Below are 20,453 nucleotides of genomic sequence, written 5' to 3'. Positions count from 1 at the left end.
ACAGCTATTAACCTAGGGGGAAAACATGGATTTCATAGTAGACTATTTACCGATCATCTGGGTCGCACTTGGTGTCGGTTTATTATTATATTTAAACATCGTTGTCAAATTAAATAGTGTATTAGCTTTACTTATTGTTGCAATTCTTGTTGGGGTTTTAAATGGTTTATCATTAACGGATGTTGTGACATCTGTTAAAACAGGCTTTGGGAGCACACTTGGAAGTTTAGCGATTATTATCGGGATGGGTGCAGTTCTCGGGAAGTTAATGGTCGATTCGGGAGCCGCACAACGAGTTGCCTCGACATTGCTTAAAAAATTCGGAGCAAAAAATGTAGAATGGGCAATTTTAATTGTCGGTGCAATTTTCGGTATTTCCGTATTCTATGAAGTGGCGTTTATTATTTTGGCTCCATTAGTTATTTCTATTGCAATTGAAGCGAAAATGCCTTACTTGCGTTTAGGAATTACAATGGTTGCAGCTGCTACAATGGCGCATAGTATATTCCCGCCACAGCCAGGTCCGACTGCACTTGTAGAAGCATATGGTGCGGATATGGGTATGGTCTATCTGCTGGGGATTGTTGTAGCTGTACCTGCGATTATTGCTGCGGGGATTATTCTTCCGCGGGTTTTAAAGAATTTGGATTTGCCAATACCTCCATTATTGAAGAAATCTGAAGAAGTAGATCTGGACAAGGCACCAGGGTTTGGAATTAGTTTATTAATTCCATTATTACCTGCAATTATTATTACAGGTGCTACGATTTACAATATGATTTTCGATAAAGAGTCGGCAGTCGGTCAATTCATCAACTTTTTAGGCAGTGCTGAAATTAGTATGATTCTGGCAGTGCTGATCGCAATTTATGTATTCGGTATCCGTCTTGGCCGTACGATGAAGGAAGTAATGAATTCGTTCTCGGGTGCAATAGAAGGTATTGCAATGATTATCTTTATCGTCGGTTCTGGTGGTGCATTTAAACAGATCATTTTAGATACAGGCATCGGTGATCTTATTGCAGGTGTGATGCAAAACACATCCATTAACCCGTTAATTATGGCATGGCTGATTACAGCGGTTATCCGTATTGCTACAGGTACGGGGGTTGTGTCGGCGATTACAGCTGCAGGTATTGTAGGACCGTTAATCCATACGTTTGATGTCAATCCAGTCCTGATGGTTTTGGCAACAGCAGCGGGAAGTAATACAATTACACATGTTAATGATGCATCTTTCTGGCTGTTTAAAGAGTACTTTAACTTATCGATTAAAGATACATTTAAAACATGGGGTCTTTTACTATTCACGACATCGATTGTCGGCCTTTGCGTAGTATTAATTTTGGATATATTTATTTAATAATTTTGATTATGGCATGTCCGAAACTTTGTTTCGGACATGTTTTTTACTGTTCCTGTATAAACAGGACCTGCTCAAAGCTGCACTCTTTGCAAACAAGTAAATGCGGACAAATTCCATCTTTTGCGGTATTAGGGTAGCCATCCCCAAGCTTAACGGTATTTTCATCATTATAATGTCCATATGGATCCGAATAATCGGCTACCTTTCCTCCATCCTGCAGCGGACTATTGCAAGAAGGACAATCCTTGCTGACTTTTTCTAATGCATTGCACAACGGACAAATCGCCATAAACACACCTCTATTTTTATCGTATGTATGCAATATGTCTCTTTTCCACCATTAATTAAACACAATTGCCCGATGAAGTTACTTTTAAAAATGCCTTACTAACATTGCGTCCCGTTTCATAGAATCTAGGCGAATACCATGAAAGATTAAAATATATATATTGGTACTAGGCGCTCACAACCTTTCTTTTTTCTCCATATGCTAAGTAAAAAAGGAAAAGAGGTTGGAGTATGGGAATTGAGATAACAGCTCTCCACTGGATCTATGTTGTTTTTATCATGCTGATCATTATCTTTATGGTGAGGCGCCTGGATACAACATTGATCAGTATTGTGGGGATTTTTGTTATTGCTCTCGTCGCAACAGGGGATTTTGTAGCGTCAATAGGCGGTGTATTTAATAGCTTTATTTATGCAATTACCGAACTTTTATCTACTATTTTAATTATCTCAATTATCGTCGCCATGAGTCGGGTACTAACTAAAACGGGAATTAACGAAGTAATGATTGCACCTTTTACAAAAATCATAAAAAACCCGACACTAGGATTTTGGACAATCGGGATATTAATGATGATCATTTCCTGGTTTTTCTGGCCATCTCCTGCAGTAGCTCTGCTCGGAGCTGTTTTATTGCCTGTAGCAATACGGGCGGGGCTGCCGGCATTAGGTGGGGCTATGGCGATGAACTTATTCGGTCACGGGATTGCGTTATCCAGTGATTTTATTATTCAAGGTGCACCAAAATTAACGGCTGATGCTGCCGGTCTTCCAGTTGGGGATGTCGTGATGGCAAGTATACCGCTTGTCATAACGATGGGGGTTGTAACGACAGTTGTCGCATTTTACTTTTTGAAACGGGATATGAAGCGCGGCACTATTCCTTTAGTAGGAACGTACGATAATAGTACGGAGCAAGAGCTGGAGCAAACAGAAAATCTATTATCGATGACTCAGAAAAAATTCTTTGCGTTGCTCATTCCGGTTGCTTTTGTACTGGATGTTGTTGCAATGGCTATTTTCGATCTTCAAGGGGGAGATGCAACAGCACTGGTAGGAGGAACTTCTGTATTTATCCTGCTTATTCTTTGTGTTATTGCTTTTAAAAAGAAAGGGCTCGACCAAACGACAAGCTACTTTATTAAAGGGTTTCAGTTTGGTTTTAAAGTATTTGGACCGGTCATCCCGATTGCGGCGTTTTTCTATTTAGGGGATGCAGGTTTCCTTACAATTCTCGGAAATCATCTGCCTGAAACGTCACATGGTATTGTGAATGATCTTGGGATGGGACTGGCGGCACTCGTACCATTAACAACCGAAATTGCAGTTGTAACACTGACGGGCGTAGGAGCCATTACAGGGCTGGACGGATCAGGGTTTTCCGGAATTTCTTTAGTCGGTTCACTCGGAAATTTATTTGGTACGGCAATTGGAGAAGGTACGGCCACATTGACTGCTCTTGGTCAAATTGCGGCTATTTGGGTAGGCGGTGGGACACTTGTTCCATGGGCGTTAATCCCTGCAGCGGCCATTTGTAATGTTAGCCCATTTGAACTGGCACGAAGAAATCTTGTACCGGTAATAATCGGGCTAATCGTAACGACGATTGTAGCGCTTTTCATTATCTAACCTGTTGCACGGATATAACAAACCACTCGCTGCAGTATGTTTGCTGTCCGGGAAACTTGAATAAATGTCGGATTTCAAATAATGTGGAACGCCTAATTATATAGAGAATAAAATAGAGTAATAAACAATGAAGGATGGGACAATTTGAAAATTAATGATCAGCCGGTGAACCCAGCAGATCCTGCTACAATATCAAAATTTGAAGATAAACTGGTTATACCGCGAGTTGCAAGATCTAAACCAAACAATAACTATCCGCCTAATTCCTATTATGAAATCCAGATGCTTAAAGCAAGGCATCGATTTCATAAAGACTTTCCTTATACTGATGTGTGGGGCTATGATGGAATCGTTCCTGGTCCAACAATTGAAGCAAAAAAAGATGTTACGACTTATGTGAAATATTTAAATAAACTTCCCGATAAACATTTTCTGCCGGTAGATTACAGTCTGCATGGAGTAAACAATTCTGCAGAAGTCCGAACAGTAGTTCATTTACATGGGGCGAATGTCGCTTCTGCAAGTGACGGGCACCCTGAGGCATGGTATACAAAAAACTATGCTGCTACAGGACCACTATTTAAACAGGAAGTGCATGCATATACGAACCATCAGCCGGGTACGACTATGTGGTATCACGACCATGCGATGGCACTTACAAGATTAAACGTTGTGGCAGGATTGGCAGGATTTTATTTGCTTCGTGATTCTTTGGAGGAACGATTAAAACTGCCAAAGGGAGATTACGAAATACCATTGCTCATTCAGGATCGCTCCTTTAATGAAGATGGTTCTATTTTTTATCCAACGAAACTTGATCCCCCATTTCCTCTACCTGTACCTGACCAGCTTCCACTGCCGGATCCGACTGTTACGTTAGGCTATGTTGGAAATACAGTTATTGTAAATGGGAAGGTATGGCCATATTTAAATGTTGAGCCGAGAAAATATCGCTTCCGAATATTAAATGGCTCAAACCGTAGAAGTTACAAACTACGTCTCTCCAATGAAGAAGAAATGAACCAGATTGGAACAGATGGCGGATTTTTAGCTGCAACAACGAAAATCATCACAGCTGAATTAAATCCTGCTGAGCGTATAGATGTAATTATTGATTTTAGTAAATTTGCGAATGGAGAAATTTTTCTGATGAATGATGATGAGGAGTTTGCAGATGAACATACGAATGTCATTATGAAATTCATTGTGAACTTACCTCTAAGGCGAGAAGATACAAGCCAAATACCTACATTGTTGGAACCAGCGATGGATTTACACGAGCATCATGCACATACCATTCGTAATCTGCCTTTAACATCTTCTCTAGACCGTTATGGCAGGCTTATGCTCATGCTGGATAATAAAATGTACCATGATCCCGCAACAGAAAAGCCTTCGTTAGATAGTATAGAGATTTGGAACTTTATAAATACGACACCAGTCCATCATCCAATCCATCTCCATTTAGTACAGTTCAAAATATTGGAGCGTAGACCGTTTAATGTAGATCTATATGTTTCGGAAGGGAAATTAGAGTTTACAGGTGAGCCGGAAAAACCGAGAGATTATGAAAGAGGTTGGAAGGATACTGTAAAAGCGGACATTGGAAAAGTAACGAAAATTATTATGCATTGGAAAGAACATACAGGGGATTATATGTGGCACTGTCATTTTCTTGAGCATGAAGATCATGATATGATGCGACCGATTCGCGTTATTAACGATGCCCATCCCGTGCAGCCACCGCATATTGATGACCATTAACTAAATTGAAAAAAATGTACTATATTTTGAATGTGAAAATATAGTACATTTCACTTAACTTTAACCGTTAGTTGCCAATCTGCCGAGCGGACCGGATTCGTCGATAATATCAGCCAAATCAAAAACAGAAATCGGAAACATTGGCAGACCTACGACATATGGAGTAATCTCATATAATTGAAAATAAATAACGAGTGTTTTATCTGCAATATAAAAATCCTGATCTGGACTTATACCCCGAAAATCTCCTAATGTCGGGAGGTCCCGCTCCTGTATTTGAATATCGACAAGAGCAGAAAGTCTTCTAACATAGTTGCTGCCCGGTTTAAATAAATCTTTAAGTGTACATAGCTTCTTTTTTTCAATATCAAATGTCAGTGATTGGATTGTCGTCATCCCATGCGCGGCCTTTTGATGATACGTATAATTGGAAAGACTCAAACTTAGCACTTGCCGCTGATTGTTTTTTATTTCGTATAGCCCCAGCATTTCTTCTACAGTTGTCGGCATTTCACCAACTTGCTGTGCAATTTGCTTTTGTACTTGCTCCTTAATCGCCTCATTCATCTCGTTTTCCCATAAATGATCCCACTTGTAAGAAACATGAGGATAATATACCAATTGATTCGGTCCACAATCTAATCGAACAGTACTAACAGGCATTGGACCAATTTGAAGAATAGTTTCACTTCCTTCATTTATTTTTTCTTAAATAACAATATGCATCATACCCTGCATACTGTTATTTATATGTAGTGTATATAACTTTATGAAAGTGAAGGCTTGAAAAGATAACATGCAAAGTTCTTTCATAAAATGGATGATGATAAGGAACTCGTAATTAAACAATTCAATGTGTAAAGAAAAACATTATGGGAGTCGTGATCATTGGAAAAACAGAACAGTAAGTACAGATGGGTAGTATTTGTTTCGGTATTGCTTACGTATTTGTTAATGGCTAGTCAGCGGACAGCGCCTGGATTGATTACTGATCAATTAATGAATGACTTTAATATCACGGCCACCACAATCGGATTAATTACAGGTGTTCAATTTTTTGTTTATACAAGTCTGCAAATTCCAATGGGGATTTTGGCGGATCGCTTTGGACCAAATTTTTTTCTTATTTTTGGAGCAGTCCTTGCCGGAGTGGGAACGGTTCTTTACAGTGTAGGAACGCATGAATCGGTATTATTTCTTTCGCGAATTTTTACCGGAATAGGGGATGCGACCATTTGGGTTAATATGATGCTCATATTAGGACAGTGGTTTTATAAAAAGGAATTTGTCCGTTTAGTTGGTTTTGCCGGTATGACAGGCAGTTTAGGGTTCTTGTTGGCGACTGTTCCATTTTCGGCATGGATTGGACTCCTTGGATGGAGAGGGGCATTTTTCTCATTGGGACTTCTTGTAAGCATATGCGGAGTACTATTATATGTTGTCCTGATAAAACAAGCAAAAAAGGCTTTCCCGCAAATTACGCCTGTAGTAACTGAGCCTGTCCAACGCGAAAAAACAGCTGGCATCGTAAAAAGAGTCTTTTCCAGCCGTCAAGCATGGGCATTATTTTTATGCCATTTTGGGGTAGTGGGTGGCTATGTTGGATTTATCAGTTCGTGGGCGGTGCCGTACGGAATGGATCTTTACGAAATGAGCCGGTCACAGGCGAGTCAGTTAATTATGGTTGGGCTCGTTGGTGCAATTATTGGTGCGCCTTTTATGAGCTGGGTTGCAAGTATGTATGAATCGATTAAAAAACCTTATATAGCAGTGCAAACGATTGTTTTTGCAAGCTGGTTTATGTTTCTTTTATTTCAAGGATATCCGTCCCTGATCGGAGTTATTGTTCTTTTCTTCCTCATCGGCTTCGGATATGGAGCAAGTGCATTGACATTTGCTGCTGTACGGCAGTCATTCCCAATGAAAGAGTCTGGCATTGTATCGGGATTTGCCAATACAGGAGGCTTTTTAAGTGCCGTCCTATTACCGATTTTTTTAGGTGCAATATTAGACTATGTTCAGGCAAGCTCGTTAAATTTACAAAATGGGTACTTTTACGGCTTTAGTATTCCAGTTATTTTTTCTTTAGTCGGTTTAATTGGAATTATGTTATACAAAGAAGGATCTGTTACAGAAACAATGTCGACTTGAGCGAGTAATTACATAAACAATTGTTCATCGCACATCCTAGTAATTGAGGAGGTGGATGAATGAACGAGAAAAAATTCACAGAAGCAGGAACAGATGTTGATGAAGTAAAGAGATTAAATGCAGCGTCCGGTCTTTCTTATAATGACACGCTTGCTTTACTTGCCAAGGAACAGGAAGTAAAGACCACTGATGAAATGCCGCTTCGACCATTAACAGAAAATCTGGAAGTCGACAGCAGTACTTATAAAATCAGTGAGGTACCTGGTGGGCAATTAGGTGGCAATGGTTCGCATTAAATTTTTATGAAAAAGGAAGCTGCCTAGAAAGTGTATACTTTCTAGACAGCTTCTTCAAAATTAATTAGTGCTGCTTATCTTTTTTAGAAATAAACGTTTTGCAGCAAGTGTCGCTGGACGACTTCGCTTCTTTTTGTTTAGGGGCTTGCAAATCAAAATCAGAAGCAAACTCCGTCCGTTCTTTTTTGTTGGTTATACCTTCCATATCAATTTCTATTTTTTCTGCCCCACAAAAATTTCCCTTTGCATGGAAAAAACAATCTGATACAGTACATTTCACCTCTAAAGTTGGCATTAGCTTTCCTCCTCTTTGATTTAGCAATAATGAAGAAAAAGGCGCTTGATCTTGATTGCTTTCCTTTTAAAATCTTCATCATTAATTTGTCCACTCTGAATGTTTTTATGTTCAAATAAAATGGATGTATTAACTTTATTTGACAACTAGCTTATCCAAAATAAACGTATACCATTCGCGGCACTTAATAAATAATTCAATTTTCATTAGTTGAAAAAAATAAAAAATGAAAATATTGCATTAGGCAGCTATAAATTGTTAAAATTTAGAATATTAAGATATTTATATACTAAGGGGGATGTTAAATGACGGTTTTACAGGCATTAGTTGACCAAGCTCTGGAGACACCAAATGCAACGGCTATTCAATTTGAAAATGAAGTATGGACATACGATGAACTTCTGGATAATTCCCGGAAAATTGCCGGTTATCTAATTGAAAAAGGTTTTCAAAAGAATGATATTGTAGCAGAGTTTGCCCTAAACTCCCATTTATTTATGGCTGTTTATTATGGTGTCCAGCTCGCAGGCTTAACCGTAATGCCTGTGAATACAAAACTTGCTCCTCCTGAAGTCGATTTTATATTTAAGCATTCAGAAGCAAAAGTGTTAATTTATGATGAAAAACTGCAAGAGACGATTGATCTCACGACACATGGTTTTCAGGAAATTCTTTCACTATCACAAATCAAAAACATTTTAAATGAACAAAGTAATTCTCCAACAATGCCGGAGTTAGAGCTCGAGGACACGTCAGTTGTTATGTATACATCCGGAACGACGGGAAAACCAAAAGGGGTTATGCTCAGTCACCGGAACATTTTAGAGACGGCGCAAATCTGGTCTGACTCAATGAATATGACAAGTGAGGACCGCATGTTTATTTGTACACCTTTATTCCATTGTGCAGGCAGTCATGTATTTGCAGTGCCGACAATTTATAAGGGGGGTGCAGTTCTTATTGAAGAGGCATTTTCACCAGACCAGACTTTGAAAAATTTAGTTGAAACAAAGGCATCTATTTTCTTTGGGGTACCGGCAATGTATACCATTTTATTAAATAAACCTGAGCTGCAGTCCTATGATTTTAGTGAACTGCGCCTGTTCTGCTATGGGGCTGCACCAATGCCGTATGAGCTTGTGAAGCGTCTAAAGGATACATTCCCTAATGTAAAAGTACAGAACTTATATGGGCAAACGGAAAATTCACCCGCAGCCAGCTCATTGCTGGATGATGCGGCACTGTTTAAAATCGGTTCAGTAGGCAAACCGTTAGCACGGACGGATATTCAGTTGCGCGATGCGAATGGTGAAATTGTGCCACTAGGGGAAGTCGGTGAAATTTGCGTGAGAGGTCCCCAAGTAATGAAGGGATATTTGCGCGCACCGGAAGAAACAGCCAAGTCGATTCAGGATGGGTGGCTGTATACAGGAGATTTAGGCCGTTTTGATGAGGAAGACTATTTATATATTGTAGATCGCAAAAAGGATTTGATCATTCGTGGAGGCGAAAATATTTACCCAATTGAAGTGGAAGAAGTACTGTACCAAATGCCTCAAATTCTGGAAGCCGCGGTCGTAGGGATCCCACATGAAGTTTACGGTGAAGTTCCTAAGGCGTTTGTTGTATTAAAGGAAGACAAACAACTAATGGAACAAGATGTACTGGACTATTGCATGACACAGCTTGCAAAATATAAAGTTCCATTGGAAGTTGACTTTATCGATCAACTGCCACGTAATGCTTCCGGTAAAGTACTGAAGCATACATTAAGACCAAAACAAACGATATAAAATGATAGCCTCGATTTTGTCGAGTCTATTTTTCATGAAAAATATAAGGGTCATTTTCCAATCCTTTGCAATGAAGGAGTGAGAAAATGGTAGAGAAACAGGACCATTATAATGAAAAAAGCCGAGTACTCAATTTGGATACTCGGCTCTCTATTTATAACCAGCTGGCAAGTTGCTGTTTTGTGGCAAATACAAAATGCCCTGGACGTGCTTCTAAAGTCTCCGCATTTTCTGGTGTTTCTTCATGCTTGTATGGTATACGAACACGTTTACGCTCATACTCAGGGTTTGGTTGAGGTACGGCAGAAAGTAAAGACTTTGTATAAGGATGAATCGGATTGTTGTAAATCTCGTCCGCATCACCTAACTCTAAAATTTTTCCGCGATACATAACAGCAATACGATCCGAGATATACTTCACCATCGATAAATCATGGGCAATGAATAAATATGTTAAACCACGTTCTTTTTGTAGCTGCTTTAATAAGTTAACGACTTGAGCTTGAATAGATACGTCTAGAGCAGAAATTGGCTCATCCGCAATAATGAAGCTTGGATCCAAGCTTAATGCGCGGGCAATCCCAATACGTTGACGTTGACCGCCTGAAAATTCATGTGCATAACGGTTTGCATGCTCACGGTTTAAACCAACAGATTCTAACAGCTCTCCAATTTTTTCTTGACGCTCTTTTTTATTTTTGTGAAGGCCGTGGATATCATAGCCTTCCGCAATAATTTCACCAGCTGTCATCCGCGGGTTTAACGATGCGTAGGGATCTTGAAAAATCATTTGCATGTCGCGGTTGAATTGCATCGATTCCTTTCGTGAAGAATAAGAATTCACGTTTTTTTGGTTAAATAAAATTTCACCTTCTGTAATATCATACAGGCGTATAATTGAACGTCCTGTTGTTGATTTACCACAGCCTGATTCACCCACTAGTCCAAGTGTTTCGCCTTCATAAACGTCGAAGCTAATGCCGTCAACCGCTTTAATAGGTTCTTTAGCAGTACCGAAATATTGTTTTAATCCTTTTACTTCTAAAATCTTTTTACGCATTAGCTGTGCCTCCTCTTGCCATTTCGATCCGGCGAGCAACCGCCTCAGGAAGTGAAATTTTTGGAGCGTTCGGATGGAGTAACCAAGTTTTTGCATAATGAGTGTCAGAAACTTGGAACATCGGTGGCTCTTCCTCATAGTCGATTGCTAAAGCCAGCTCATTACGAGGGGCGAATGCACAGCCGATAGGTGGATTAATCAAGTTTGGCGGCGAACCAGGTATTGCACGTAATAACTCATCTGTAGAGTTGTTTAAGTCGGGCATTGAACCTAGCAGCCCCCAAGTATAAGGATGCTTAGGATTGTAGAAAATGTCCTCTACTGTGCCATACTCAACAATTTGTCCGGCGTACATAACGGCAACACGGTCAGCCACGTTTGCCACGACCCCTAAATCATGAGTGATGAAAATAATCGAAGTATTCGAACTTCTTTGAATGTCCTTCATCAATTCTAAAATTTGCGCCTGAATCGTTACATCAAGTGCTGTTGTTGGTTCATCGGCAATTAGAAGCTTAGGATCTGCAGCAAGGGCAATTGCGATGACAACACGCTGACGCATCCCCCCCGAAAGCTCGTGTGGATAAGAAGCAAACCGTTTTTCGGGAAAAGGTATACCAACCTGATTTAATAATTCAATGGAACGCGTTTTCGCAGCCCCTTTACTGGAAACTTTTTTATGCTTTAATAAAACTTCCATGATTTGCTTGCCGATACGCATTGTTGGGTTTAGTGCAGTCATCGGATCTTGGAAAATCATTGCCACTTCATTGCCCCGGATAGATAACATATCTTTTTCAGAAAGAGGAATCAGATCACGACCGTTAAATTTTATTTCGCCATTGGCATAAATACCGGGTGGCTCAGGAATCAGCTTCATCAAAGCATTACTCGTAACACTTTTACCTGAGCCCGACTCACCTACGATAGCCAATGTTTCGCCTTCGTATAATTCAAAGTTTACGCCTCGTACAGCCTGGACAATACCGGCGTACGTTTTGAAGTGAATATGTAAATCATTAACTTCTAAAATTTTCTTCTTCATCTCATACACCCCTTTCTACTTACGTAATTTCGGATCTAAAGCATCGCGAAGACCATCTCCAACAGCGTTAAATGCGAAAATCGTTAACGAAATGAAGAGGGCAGGGAACATTAATCGCCAAGGTGCAGATTGGATTGCCTTATTTCCTTCTGAAGCCATTGTGCCCCAACTTGCAAGCGGCTGCTGTACCCCTAAACCGATATAGCTTAAAAATGATTCTGTAAAGATTGCAGCTGGAATAGTTAATGTCATTGTTACTAAAATGGCGCCCATTGCATTTGGGATTAGGTGACGTTTAATTAAATGCCATGAACCAGCGCCTAATGTGCGAGAAGCTAAAACAAATTCACGACTCTTAATTGAAAGTACCTCAGCACGAACGATACGTGCCATGTTTACCCATCCCGTAAAGGATAGGGCAATAATCATAGGAATTAATCCTTTCTCCATAACGACTAGTAAAATGATAACAACTAATAAATAAGGAATCGCTGTTAACACATCAGCAATACGCATCATAATATTGTCAACGCGTCCACCAAGCAATCCTGAAATACTTCCCCAGAGAACACCAATAATTAAATCAATCACAGCTGCGGCAAGACCGATGAATAACGAAATTCTTGCGCCAATCCAGACACGAACGAATAAGTCGCGTGCAAGGTCGTCTGTACCGAACCAGTGGGCAGCTGAAGGGGCTGTATTGTAAAGACCCGTATTTTCTTCATAACTCCAAGAGGAAAACATCGGTGCAAAGATAGCCATAATTGTAATAAACGATAAAATAACCAAGCCTATAATTGCTAGCTTGTTATGTGAAAACCGGTACATTACCTCTTGCCAAAATGAAATTTGCTTTTTGTTTAGAGAATCCGCATCACTTGGACGGGCGCCTACAATTTCAAAACGCTCCGGAGCGATTTGTTCATTAAATTTATTTTCTAAAGTCATTATTTTTTCGCTCCTTTCAATTTGATACGAGGGTCAATGTAGTGATACAAAATGTCTACAATTAATACCGCAAAGAGTAAAATAATTGAATAGAAAACAGTTACACCCATAATCGTCGTATAATCACGATTCGTAATAGATTGTACGAAGTGACGGCCAATACCCGGTATGGCAAAAATTTGTTCAATAATGAAACTTCCTGTCAGTACGCCTGCAGTTAAAGGTCCTAAATAGGTGATAACCGGCAACAACGCATTACGAAGCGAGTGTTTAAATACAATTGTCCATTTTCCGATTCCTTTAGCACGTGCAAGCTTTACATATTCACTGTTATTTTGTTCCAGCATACTGGATCGAGTTAGCTTCGCAATAAATCCAACATGTGTCAGGGCAATAGCGACTGCAGGTAAAACTGTGTAGCTAAAGCCTTTCCATCCAGTCACAGGGAACCACCCCAATTTTAGTGATAAATAGAGCTGTAATATCGCTGCAAGAATAAAGGAAGGGACAGAAATTCCTATAACAGCGATGACAGTCGACACATAGTCAGGAAATCGATTGTGATATAGCGCTGAAATAACACCTAGTAAAATTCCAAAACCTACTGCTAAGAGCATTGCTTCTAAACCTAGTACTAATGAAACAGGGAATCCTTCGGAAATCATGTCGTTTACTGAACGTCCTTTATATTTCATGGATTCTCCAAAATCAAATGTAAGGGATGAGATTAAATAATCTTTATATTGGATGTACCATGGATTATCAAGTCCGTATTTTGCATTAAGTTGCTGTTCGATTGCTGGTAATAGCTCACGCTCACTGGCAAATGGGCTACCTGGTGCAAGCTTCATTAAAAAGAACGTTGCCGATATGATGAAAAATAATGCTACCAAAATATAAATTAATCGCTTGAAAATGTAGTTAAGCACTAAACAGACCCCCCTTTTGTTAGAATGAAATGAATATTCTGAAATATATAGAAAGGCTGCCCTAAATCACATGGATTTTGAGCAGCCTAACTTGGAAAACTTACACAGTAATTTTGTTGATAAGTTAATAATTATTTATTAATATCAACATTTTTAAGTGAAATATTACCTAATGCATCTGGCTCCATGCCTGTTACATAATCTTTTACAATGTAAGGGTTAGTATAGTAGTAGATTGGAGCAACTGGAACTTCTTCAGCCATAATTGCTTCTGCTTGTAACATGATTTGAGTACGTTTGTCTGGATCTGTTTCAGTAACTGATTGTTTTAATAAAGCAGTGTATTCAGCATTCTCCCAACCAGTATCGTTGTTTCCGTTATCCGCAGAGTTATACATTTCCAGGAATGTATAAGCATCATTGAAGTCAGCAATCCAACCTAAACGACCTACTTGATAATCTAAGCTAGAAAGTTTGTCTAAATATACTTGCCATTCAGAGTTATCAAGTTTTACTTTAATACCTAATTCTTTTGTCCATCCTTGTTGAATGAATTGTGCAATTGAAGCATGAGCTTCAGAAGTGTTGTGTGAAACAGTAACTTCTAATTCAGAAGGGTCCGATAAACCAAGTTCTTCTAAACCTTTTGCTAAATATTCTTTAGCACCTTCAAAATCTGCATCTTTGAAATAACCTTCATCATCGCCAAATCCATTTACTGAGTTCGGAACATATCCCAATGCAGGTTGTTCTTCAGCTTTCGTAATGTTAGCAATTAAGCTTCCACGATCTATTGCTAAAGTTAATGCTTTACGAATATTTACGTTACTCATTACTTTGTCTGTCGTGTTGAACTTATACCAGTAAACACCTGAGTATTCAGCTACTTTAAGCGTGCCTTCTGATTTTAAGCGATCGATTGCATCTAGAGAGATCTTACCATAGTTTGTTCCTAAGTAGTCAATTTCCCCAGCATCATACATGTTCATTTGAGAAGCTTCAGATTCAACGATTGCTACGTTTACCGTATCAATTTTCACGTTCTCTTTATCCCAGTAATTTTCTGATTTAGTGAATACCAAGTTACCATTGTGAACCCACTCCGTTAAAGTGTAAGCACCATTTGATACGATTGAATCTGCTTCAGTGTACCAGTTAGCATTTGCTTCTTGAGTAGCTTGGTGAATTGGTGAAAATGTTTTGAAAGCAGTTAATTCCAAGAAATATGGTGTTGGAACTTCCAATGTTACTTCTAACGTTTTGTCATCCACAACTTTAATACCTAAATCATCGGCAGAGCCAGTACCTGAGTGGTAAGCTTCAGCGCCTTTGATTGGATATAAAATTGAAGCATATTCAGAAGCGTTTTCTGGCGTTAATGCCCATTTCCAAGCAAAAGCAAAGTCGTTTGCTGTTACAGGGTCTCCGTTAGACCATTTTGAATCACGTAATTTAAATGTATAAGTTAATAAGTCATCGGAAATTTCATAGCTCTCTGCGGCAGCTTCAACCGGAACGCCGTTTTCCATTGTCATTAAACCTTCAAAAATGTTGTTGATTGCTGTACTTGATGTAGTATCAGACGCTAAACCCGGGTGTAAAGACGGTGGTTCAGACATAAATACTAAGTTAAGCTCTTTTGGTTCTGATGAAGTGCTTGTAGACCCTTCATTGTTTGTTTCAGTACCTGTAGAACCTTCCGATGTTTCATTGTCCTTACTGTCGTCCCCACCACATGCCGCAAGTACTACAGATAGTACAAGTGCCATGAAAAGTGTTAGAAACTTGTTCAATTTCATCTTAAAACCCCCCATTTTGTGTAAAAACATGATATTTTTTGCAAATTAATGCAATATAACTATATCAAATCTTCAGATAATTATAAACCTATTTTTTTATAAATCACGTAAATTTTCTGTTTAGAGCATAAAATTACTATTTAGTGTTATTGATTTTGCGTGGGGTTTCTGGATTCGAAATATTGTGAATACTAGTTTTTGCTGAGTGGAAAGGTATAAAAAAATACGCTAAAAGATATGGAACGTTTAAGAGATCGCGCTAACATTCCAAGTCCAACCTCTGATATAATATTTGCTAGCGAAAGAAGTATGGAGGTTATTATGGATAATAATGATATTCTCATCCGAACGCGTTATGCATTGGATTTGAAAAATAAAGAAATGATTGAAATTTTTAAGTTAGGTGGCGTTACAGTTACCCCGGAGGATATGCCGAAAATTTTAACGAAGTCTTTGGAAAAAGATGAGGAAGCACCTGCTGATTATGACCAAATGAAAGTGAATCATAAAAATTTGGAAGCATTTTTCAATGGGTTGATTACGTATAAGCGTGGACCGATGCCGAAAAAAGAAGGGCAGCCAGCGCCTGTGCAGGAAAAGCCGGATCATGTTAACAACATGATGCTGAAAAAGCTGAAAGTTGCATGCCAGCTGACGACAGAAGAGATGCTGGATGTGCTTGATGACGGGGGTATTGCCGTATCAAAAGGCGAACTTGGCGCCATTATGCGTAAACCGGGTCACCGTAATTACAAAGAATGCGGCGACAACTTTGCCCGTAAATTCCTTAAAGGCCTATCCGTTCGCTACCGCGGATAAAAATACGAACTGCCTAGAATATCATTCATATTCTAGGCGGTTTTTTATTTGCATTGTGTATTAAGCCAAACAGACAGCTTCCTTTTTACATAAGAAATTTGTTACAATGAGAAGTATTGTTTAGGATCAAAAAAGGAATGGTGAACGAGCGTTGAAAACTTTTAAGAAAGTGTATATCGAAATTACAAGTGTATGTAATTTAGCATGCAGCTTTTGTCCACCTACAGAGCGCGCAAAAGGATTAATAAAGGTAGAGCAATTTGCTCATATTTTAGATGAAATTAGCGGCTATACAAAATATATATACCTACATGTAAAAGGGGAGCCTTTATTGCATCCGCGCATTGGGCAATTACTTGATATTGCACATGAAAAGGGCTTTAAAGTCAATATTACGACAAACGGGACGTTAATTAAAAAGAACCGTGAAAAGCTTTTAGGCAAGCCTGCACTCAGACAAATAAATTTTTCGCTTCATAGTTTTGATGGACATGAAGGCTCTGAAAACCGCGAAAAGTACTTAAGTGATATTTTGGAATTTGTACGGGATGTACGAAAACATAATGTCATTATTTCTTACAGGCTATGGAATTTGCAGCGGAATAATGTTTCCGAACTGGCAAACCGTAGAAACCGCGAAACACTTGAAATTCTCGAAAAAGAGTATGAACTGGACTATGAAATTCAAGAGCGGGTAGAAATGGGCTCAGGAGTAAAAATTGCAAAAAACATCTATTTAAACCAGGATCATGAGTTCCGCTGGCCGAGTCTACTTGAAAAAGCGGATGAAGGAAAAGGGTTCTGTCATGCATTGCGTACACATGCAGCTATTTTAGTAGATGGTTCTGTTGTTCCTTGTTGTTTGGATGGCGAGGGTGTCATTAATCTAGGGAATGTCCACGATCAAAAATTCGGCGAAATTATTACTACCGACCGTGCACAAAACTTGGTAGATGGTTTTTCTCGTCGTGAAGCAATTGAAGAACTTTGCAAAAAATGCGGTTTCCGCCAAAAGTTTGGCATGGATTCCGAACTGCCGGATGTTTTGTAATCGGCTATATAAATAGATTAAAAGGCTGTCCTGAATTTACTTCAGGGCAGCCTTTTCCTATTGCGCCTGCATAAAAGTGACCGTCATTTCCTCACTGTCATATAGGCACCATTCTTTATTATCTACGACAGGACCGACATTAATCTGGTATTGTTTTTTTCCAACAGCCAGAGGGATATCGTAAGGGACAGATTGTCGTTGCCCATCCTTATAGATGGCTGCTTCATGACTATGTCCAAAAAACAGCAGCGGCGTTTGGATGTTAGGGAAGGTAGGATTGAATGTCTTATCCCACTCTATTTGGTGCCCGTGAATTAAAGTTGCATGTTCAATTACAAGCGCATTTTTATATTGGAGAAAACGATTATCCCCTGTTACAAGAGCAATCCGTTCTTCCTGGTTGCCGATGATAGAAGGGAATGTTAAGAGGCTCATAAACTTATCATCAATAATTGCCGCATCTTTTAGCTTTGCATGACGAATCATTTTCGCCTTTTTCTTGCCGATTTTACACTCGAATAAATCCCCTAAGCCAATAATCTCAGCATTGGGTGCTACTTGCTGTATATGATTTAACACCTTTTTAGTATTTTTATAATGCGAATGTAAGTCACTTAAAATTGCATACTTCATTAATAATCACCACCGTATAATTGAATTTCTACAATAGTATAGCAATAGTCAATTTATCGATAAAATAAAACATTTATTTCCTTTTATTTTCAGAAAATTTAAAATAAATTCTTGACGACTAGCAATATAGGTTTTATTATGAAGTTAAATTTCATATATTTTACATTAAAAAGGAAGTTTTACAACATTTTGTTTGAGAGTAGGTAATGAATTTGGAAAATAGTATTGAAAGAATACGTTCGGGGATAGAATTGCTGAAACCTGCAGAAAGAAATGTAGCTTTATATATTTTAAGTCACTTAGAGGATGTTATTCGCATGCCGATTGCAGTGCTGGCAGAAAAGGCTAAAACAAGTGAAGCAACAATAGTGAGAATGTGCAGGGCATTGAACTTTTCCGGATTCAAAGATTTAAAACTAAGTATTGCTACAGCACCTACTCTGGAAATTCAAAACAACCACAATTTTGAACTGGAAAAAGATTCGACCATATTGCAAATGATACAGACCATTGAAATGCACAATATCGATGCAATCCAACGAACGCTAATGATTAATGGCGAAAGGGAATTGGAGAAAATTATTCACCAAATTAATAATGCAAGAAAGATTATCTTTATCGGCATCGGGGCCTCAGCAATCGTTGCGCAAGATTTTGAACATAAATTGAAACGGATTAATAAAAACTGTGAAACAATTTTCGATAGTCATGGGCAGCTGATTGCAGCAGCACATGCAACGAGCGAAGATGTTGTATTCGCGATCTCGTACTCAGGTGAAACGAAGGAAGTTATTAATGCACTTACCGTTGCAAAAGAGAATCAAGCAACGATTATTACAATGACACAAAACAAGCGAAATACAATACAAAGCTTTGCAGATTCTGCTCTGTACGTTGTTTCTAACGAAGCAGATATTCGTAGCTCGGCAACCGCATCACGCATCGCCCAACTGACATTAATTGATATTTTATATACAGGAATCGCAACATTAAACTATGATAAATCGATTGTTGCGTTAAATCGCACACTCGAGGTAATTAAGGGTTTTTCTCGTTAATATTGGTGCTGACTATATTCATATAGTTAACATAATGAAAATGAAGGGGTGTAATGTATGTTTGTTATCAAAGAGAGAAAGCAGACTTGGTTTTTAGTAGCATTAATGAGTTTAATGCTACTGCTCGTAGCGTGTTCGAATGACGAGGAATCAAACAGCGACACTGAAGGAAACAGCAGTACAGAACAATCAACGACTTCATCGGATAATACTTCTACAGAAAGTACAGGGGATGGGTTATCAGGAAAACTGGAAATTCAATATTTCGTTGGAGGATATGGTGACGGATGGTGGAAGCAAGTTATAGGGGACTTCCAAAAACAGCATCCGGATTTAGAAATTGTAGAACATGCAGGTCCGAATATTAATACGGAGATGAACACACGCTGGATTTCGGAAACACCACCTGATGTCGTTTATATCGATGGTGCAGGAGCTAGTGAAACACAAATGATCGCTGAAGGTCAGTTAATGGATATTAGTGAATTTGTAAAAGGAATTAAACTTGAAAATGGTACAGCATTATTAGATAGCTTTATCTCACCGGCAGAAGAAGTAGATGGCGGGAAAATCTATAGTTTGCCATTAGTATTCGATACGTGGGGAACTTGGTATGATGCGAAGTGGTTTGAAGAAAACGGATGGGAAGTACCAACAGATTTTGATAGCTGGATTAGCTCTATGGAAAAAATTAAAGCCGATACGAAAATTGCACCATTTGTAACGACAGGCCAACATACACAATACTTCCACCGTGGCGTATTGAATCCGGCTTTTGCTGCTGCAGGCGGTGAAGAGTTATTAAATGACTTAAATAATGGTGTAGTAGAGGCTTGGAAAAAACCTGAAACGCTTGAAGTATTGAAAAAGGTAGAAAAAATTGCTAAAGCAGGACTAATTGACAGCGGTTTTGCTGCCTACAATCATACGCAATCACAAATGAACTTTTTAATGCATAAAAATGCCTACATTCCAGTAGGTTTCTGGTTACCAAATGAAATGAAAAATGATACGCCGGACAGTTTTGAATTCGGCTTCACACCAACACCGATGAATGATCCTGGTAAGCCATTAGCACTAGTACCGGATATTCGTACAATTGCAATTGCTGAAAAATCGCAAAATCCGGAAGCTGCAAAGGCATTTTTGGAATTCATCTTTACGGAAGAATATGCGCAGGCATTTGCTGAATCAACTGGTGCGATTATGAACATGAAGGACGTTGATTTATCTTCGAATACAAATGTTCAGGATTTCCTGAAGAATATTAATGAAATGATCAACAATCCAGGTGCTGTTCATACGTATAAACGTTACACACCAGATGCGGAACTTCAAAAAATTGCGGTTGAAATTACAAATGAAATTAAATTGTTAATTATTGATATCCTACTTGGTGAAATTACTGCTGAAGAATTTGTCGATAAGATGGTGAAAAAAGCAGAAGAGCTAAGAAAATAACGAGAGAGTCACTTTGCAAATAAGTGACTGCTGGAAATGAGGTTGCTAAAAGCTTTTTAGCAACC

Annotated in this window: 19 protein-coding genes; 10 read left to right on the top strand and 9 right to left on the bottom strand. The window is 38.9% G+C overall.

All coding sequences use genetic code 11. The annotated features are described in order from the left end of the window. Positions 1 to 25 precede the first annotated feature (25 nt). A complete protein-coding gene (locus tag MHH37_RS18470) occupies positions 26 to 1,363 on the top strand; it encodes a gluconate:H+ symporter (RefSeq protein WP_008405615.1) in 1,338 nt (445 codons plus the stop codon). Positions 1,364 to 1,409: 46 nt separating this feature from the next. Here the strand turns inward: MHH37_RS18470 and MHH37_RS18465 are convergent, their stop codons facing one another. Next, positions 1,410 to 1,655, bottom strand: a complete 246-nt coding sequence (locus tag MHH37_RS18465) for a hypothetical protein (RefSeq protein WP_342574172.1) — start codon at positions 1,653 to 1,655, stop codon at positions 1,410 to 1,412. A 230-nt stretch (positions 1,656 to 1,885) separates the two neighbouring features. On the opposite strand from MHH37_RS18465, the gene MHH37_RS18460 reads away from it, so the two are divergent. Together MHH37_RS18460 and MHH37_RS18455 are read left to right on the top strand one after the other, a co-directional pair. Beyond that, entirely contained in the window at positions 1,886 to 3,283 is a 1,398-nt protein-coding gene (locus MHH37_RS18460; protein ID WP_342574171.1) for a hypothetical protein, read from the top strand. A 144-nt stretch (positions 3,284 to 3,427) separates the two neighbouring features. Next, positions 3,428 to 5,047, top strand: a complete 1,620-nt coding sequence (locus tag MHH37_RS18455) for a multicopper oxidase (protein WP_342574170.1) — start codon at positions 3,428 to 3,430, stop codon at positions 5,045 to 5,047. Between the two features lie 60 nt (positions 5,048 to 5,107). Here MHH37_RS18455 and MHH37_RS18450 read toward each other — a convergent pair whose 3' ends face one another. Further along, on the bottom strand, positions 5,108 to 5,710 hold the full coding sequence (locus MHH37_RS18450; protein WP_173364515.1) for a DUF3298 and DUF4163 domain-containing protein: 603 nt from the start codon (positions 5,708 to 5,710) through the stop codon (positions 5,108 to 5,110). A 225-nt stretch (positions 5,711 to 5,935) separates the two neighbouring features. On the opposite strand from MHH37_RS18450, the gene MHH37_RS18445 reads away from it, so the two are divergent. Together MHH37_RS18445 and MHH37_RS18440 are read left to right on the top strand one after the other, a co-directional pair. Continuing rightward, the gene (locus MHH37_RS18445) at positions 5,936 to 7,198 is read left to right on the top strand and encodes an MFS transporter (RefSeq protein WP_342574169.1); all 1,263 of its coding nucleotides are present in this window, start codon (positions 5,936 to 5,938) and stop codon (positions 7,196 to 7,198) included. A gap of 59 nt (positions 7,199 to 7,257) precedes the next feature. Further along, positions 7,258 to 7,494 carry a hypothetical protein gene (locus MHH37_RS18440; protein WP_342576297.1) on the top strand — a complete coding sequence of 79 codons (237 nt, stop codon included), beginning with the start codon at positions 7,258 to 7,260 and terminating at the stop codon, positions 7,492 to 7,494. 64 nt (positions 7,495 to 7,558) lie between these two features. On the opposite strand, the gene MHH37_RS18435 is transcribed toward MHH37_RS18440, so the two are convergent. After that, positions 7,559 to 7,789: a DUF1540 domain-containing protein gene (locus MHH37_RS18435; RefSeq protein ID WP_008405628.1), complete on the bottom strand. Its 231-nt coding sequence runs from the start codon at positions 7,787 to 7,789 to the stop codon at positions 7,559 to 7,561. A 305-nt stretch (positions 7,790 to 8,094) separates the two neighbouring features. Here MHH37_RS18435 and MHH37_RS18430 point away from each other — a divergent pair, with 305 nt between their 5' ends. Next, positions 8,095 to 9,582 carry a long-chain fatty acid--CoA ligase gene (locus MHH37_RS18430; protein ID WP_342574168.1) on the top strand — a complete coding sequence of 496 codons (1,488 nt, stop codon included), beginning with the start codon at positions 8,095 to 8,097 and terminating at the stop codon, positions 9,580 to 9,582. A gap of 154 nt (positions 9,583 to 9,736) precedes the next feature. On the opposite strand, the gene MHH37_RS18425 is transcribed toward MHH37_RS18430, so the two are convergent. The 5 genes from MHH37_RS18425 to MHH37_RS18405 form a co-directional block, all read right to left on the bottom strand. Next, complete coding sequence (locus MHH37_RS18425; RefSeq protein WP_008405631.1) at positions 9,737 to 10,642, bottom strand: ATP-binding cassette domain-containing protein; 906 nt, start codon at positions 10,640 to 10,642, stop codon at positions 9,737 to 9,739. Continuing rightward, complete coding sequence (locus tag MHH37_RS18420; RefSeq protein WP_342574167.1) at positions 10,635 to 11,687, bottom strand: ABC transporter ATP-binding protein; 1,053 nt, start codon at positions 11,685 to 11,687, stop codon at positions 10,635 to 10,637. Before MHH37_RS18420 ends, MHH37_RS18425 begins: the two co-directional genes overlap by 8 nt. A gap of 15 nt (positions 11,688 to 11,702) precedes the next feature. Beyond that, the gene (locus MHH37_RS18415; protein ID WP_008405637.1) at positions 11,703 to 12,638 is read right to left on the bottom strand and encodes an ABC transporter permease; all 936 of its coding nucleotides are present in this window, start codon (positions 12,636 to 12,638) and stop codon (positions 11,703 to 11,705) included. Beyond that, on the bottom strand, positions 12,638 to 13,567 hold the full coding sequence (locus MHH37_RS18410; RefSeq protein WP_087617442.1) for an ABC transporter permease: 930 nt from the start codon (positions 13,565 to 13,567) through the stop codon (positions 12,638 to 12,640). Before MHH37_RS18410 ends, MHH37_RS18415 begins: the two co-directional genes overlap by 1 nt. Positions 13,568 to 13,698: 131 nt before the next feature. Continuing rightward, entirely contained in the window at positions 13,699 to 15,366 is a 1,668-nt protein-coding gene (locus MHH37_RS18405; RefSeq protein ID WP_342574165.1) for a peptide ABC transporter substrate-binding protein, read from the bottom strand. A 321-nt stretch (positions 15,367 to 15,687) separates the two neighbouring features. Here MHH37_RS18405 and MHH37_RS18400 point away from each other — a divergent pair, with 321 nt between their 5' ends. Together MHH37_RS18400 and MHH37_RS18395 are read left to right on the top strand one after the other, a co-directional pair. Further along, on the top strand, positions 15,688 to 16,185 hold the full coding sequence (locus tag MHH37_RS18400; protein WP_342574164.1) for a DUF1456 family protein: 498 nt from the start codon (positions 15,688 to 15,690) through the stop codon (positions 16,183 to 16,185). Positions 16,186 to 16,336: 151 nt separating this feature from the next. Further along, a complete protein-coding gene (locus MHH37_RS18395; protein ID WP_008405643.1) occupies positions 16,337 to 17,236 on the top strand; it encodes a radical SAM/SPASM domain-containing protein in 900 nt (299 codons plus the stop codon). A gap of 57 nt (positions 17,237 to 17,293) precedes the next feature. Here the strand turns inward: MHH37_RS18395 and MHH37_RS18390 are convergent, their stop codons facing one another. Further along, positions 17,294 to 17,869, bottom strand: coding sequence for a metallophosphoesterase family protein (locus MHH37_RS18390; protein WP_342574163.1), 576 nt, complete (start codon positions 17,867 to 17,869; stop codon positions 17,294 to 17,296). Between the two features lie 212 nt (positions 17,870 to 18,081). Between MHH37_RS18390 and MHH37_RS18385 the strand changes: the two genes are divergently transcribed. Together MHH37_RS18385 and MHH37_RS18380 are read left to right on the top strand one after the other, a co-directional pair. Then, positions 18,082 to 18,927 carry a MurR/RpiR family transcriptional regulator gene (locus MHH37_RS18385; RefSeq protein ID WP_342574162.1) on the top strand — a complete coding sequence of 282 codons (846 nt, stop codon included), beginning with the start codon at positions 18,082 to 18,084 and terminating at the stop codon, positions 18,925 to 18,927. A gap of 57 nt (positions 18,928 to 18,984) precedes the next feature. Continuing rightward, on the top strand, positions 18,985 to 20,388 hold the full coding sequence (locus MHH37_RS18380) for an extracellular solute-binding protein (protein WP_342574161.1): 1,404 nt from the start codon (positions 18,985 to 18,987) through the stop codon (positions 20,386 to 20,388). Positions 20,389 to 20,453: the final 65 nt, after the last annotated feature.

Source organism: Solibacillus sp. FSL K6-1781 (assembly GCF_038630735.1).
Taxonomy (GTDB): Bacteria; Bacillota; Bacilli; order Bacillales_A; family Planococcaceae; genus Solibacillus; species Solibacillus silvestris.
Note: the sequence above shows the minus strand (reverse complement) of the source record. Positions and strands in the feature narration are given on the sequence as shown.

Coding starts and splice junctions, on each gene's coding strand:
- MHH37_RS18470 (WP_008405615.1), top strand. CDS start 26: ATGGATTTCATAGTAGACTATTTACCGATCATCTGGGTCGCACTTGGT.
- MHH37_RS18465 (WP_342574172.1), bottom strand. CDS start 1,655: ATGGCGATTTGTCCGTTGTGCAATGCATTAGAAAAAGTCAGCAAGGAT.
- MHH37_RS18460 (WP_342574171.1), top strand. CDS start 1,886: ATGGGAATTGAGATAACAGCTCTCCACTGGATCTATGTTGTTTTTATC.
- MHH37_RS18450 (WP_173364515.1), bottom strand. CDS start 5,710: ATGCCTGTTAGTACTGTTCGATTAGATTGTGGACCGAATCAATTGGTA.
- MHH37_RS18440 (WP_342576297.1), top strand. CDS start 7,258: ATGAACGAGAAAAAATTCACAGAAGCAGGAACAGATGTTGATGAAGTA.
- MHH37_RS18435 (WP_008405628.1), bottom strand. CDS start 7,789: ATGCCAACTTTAGAGGTGAAATGTACTGTATCAGATTGTTTTTTCCAT.
- MHH37_RS18430 (WP_342574168.1), top strand. CDS start 8,095: ATGACGGTTTTACAGGCATTAGTTGACCAAGCTCTGGAGACACCAAAT.
- MHH37_RS18425 (WP_008405631.1), bottom strand. CDS start 10,642: ATGCGTAAAAAGATTTTAGAAGTAAAAGGATTAAAACAATATTTCGGT.
- MHH37_RS18420 (WP_342574167.1), bottom strand. CDS start 11,687: ATGAAGAAGAAAATTTTAGAAGTTAATGATTTACATATTCACTTCAAA.
- MHH37_RS18415 (WP_008405637.1), bottom strand. CDS start 12,638: ATGACTTTAGAAAATAAATTTAATGAACAAATCGCTCCGGAGCGTTTT.
- MHH37_RS18405 (WP_342574165.1), bottom strand. CDS start 15,366: ATGAAATTGAACAAGTTTCTAACACTTTTCATGGCACTTGTACTATCT.
- MHH37_RS18400 (WP_342574164.1), top strand. CDS start 15,688: ATGGATAATAATGATATTCTCATCCGAACGCGTTATGCATTGGATTTG.
- MHH37_RS18390 (WP_342574163.1), bottom strand. CDS start 17,869: ATGAAGTATGCAATTTTAAGTGACTTACATTCGCATTATAAAAATACT.
- MHH37_RS18380 (WP_342574161.1), top strand. CDS start 18,985: ATGTTTGTTATCAAAGAGAGAAAGCAGACTTGGTTTTTAGTAGCATTA.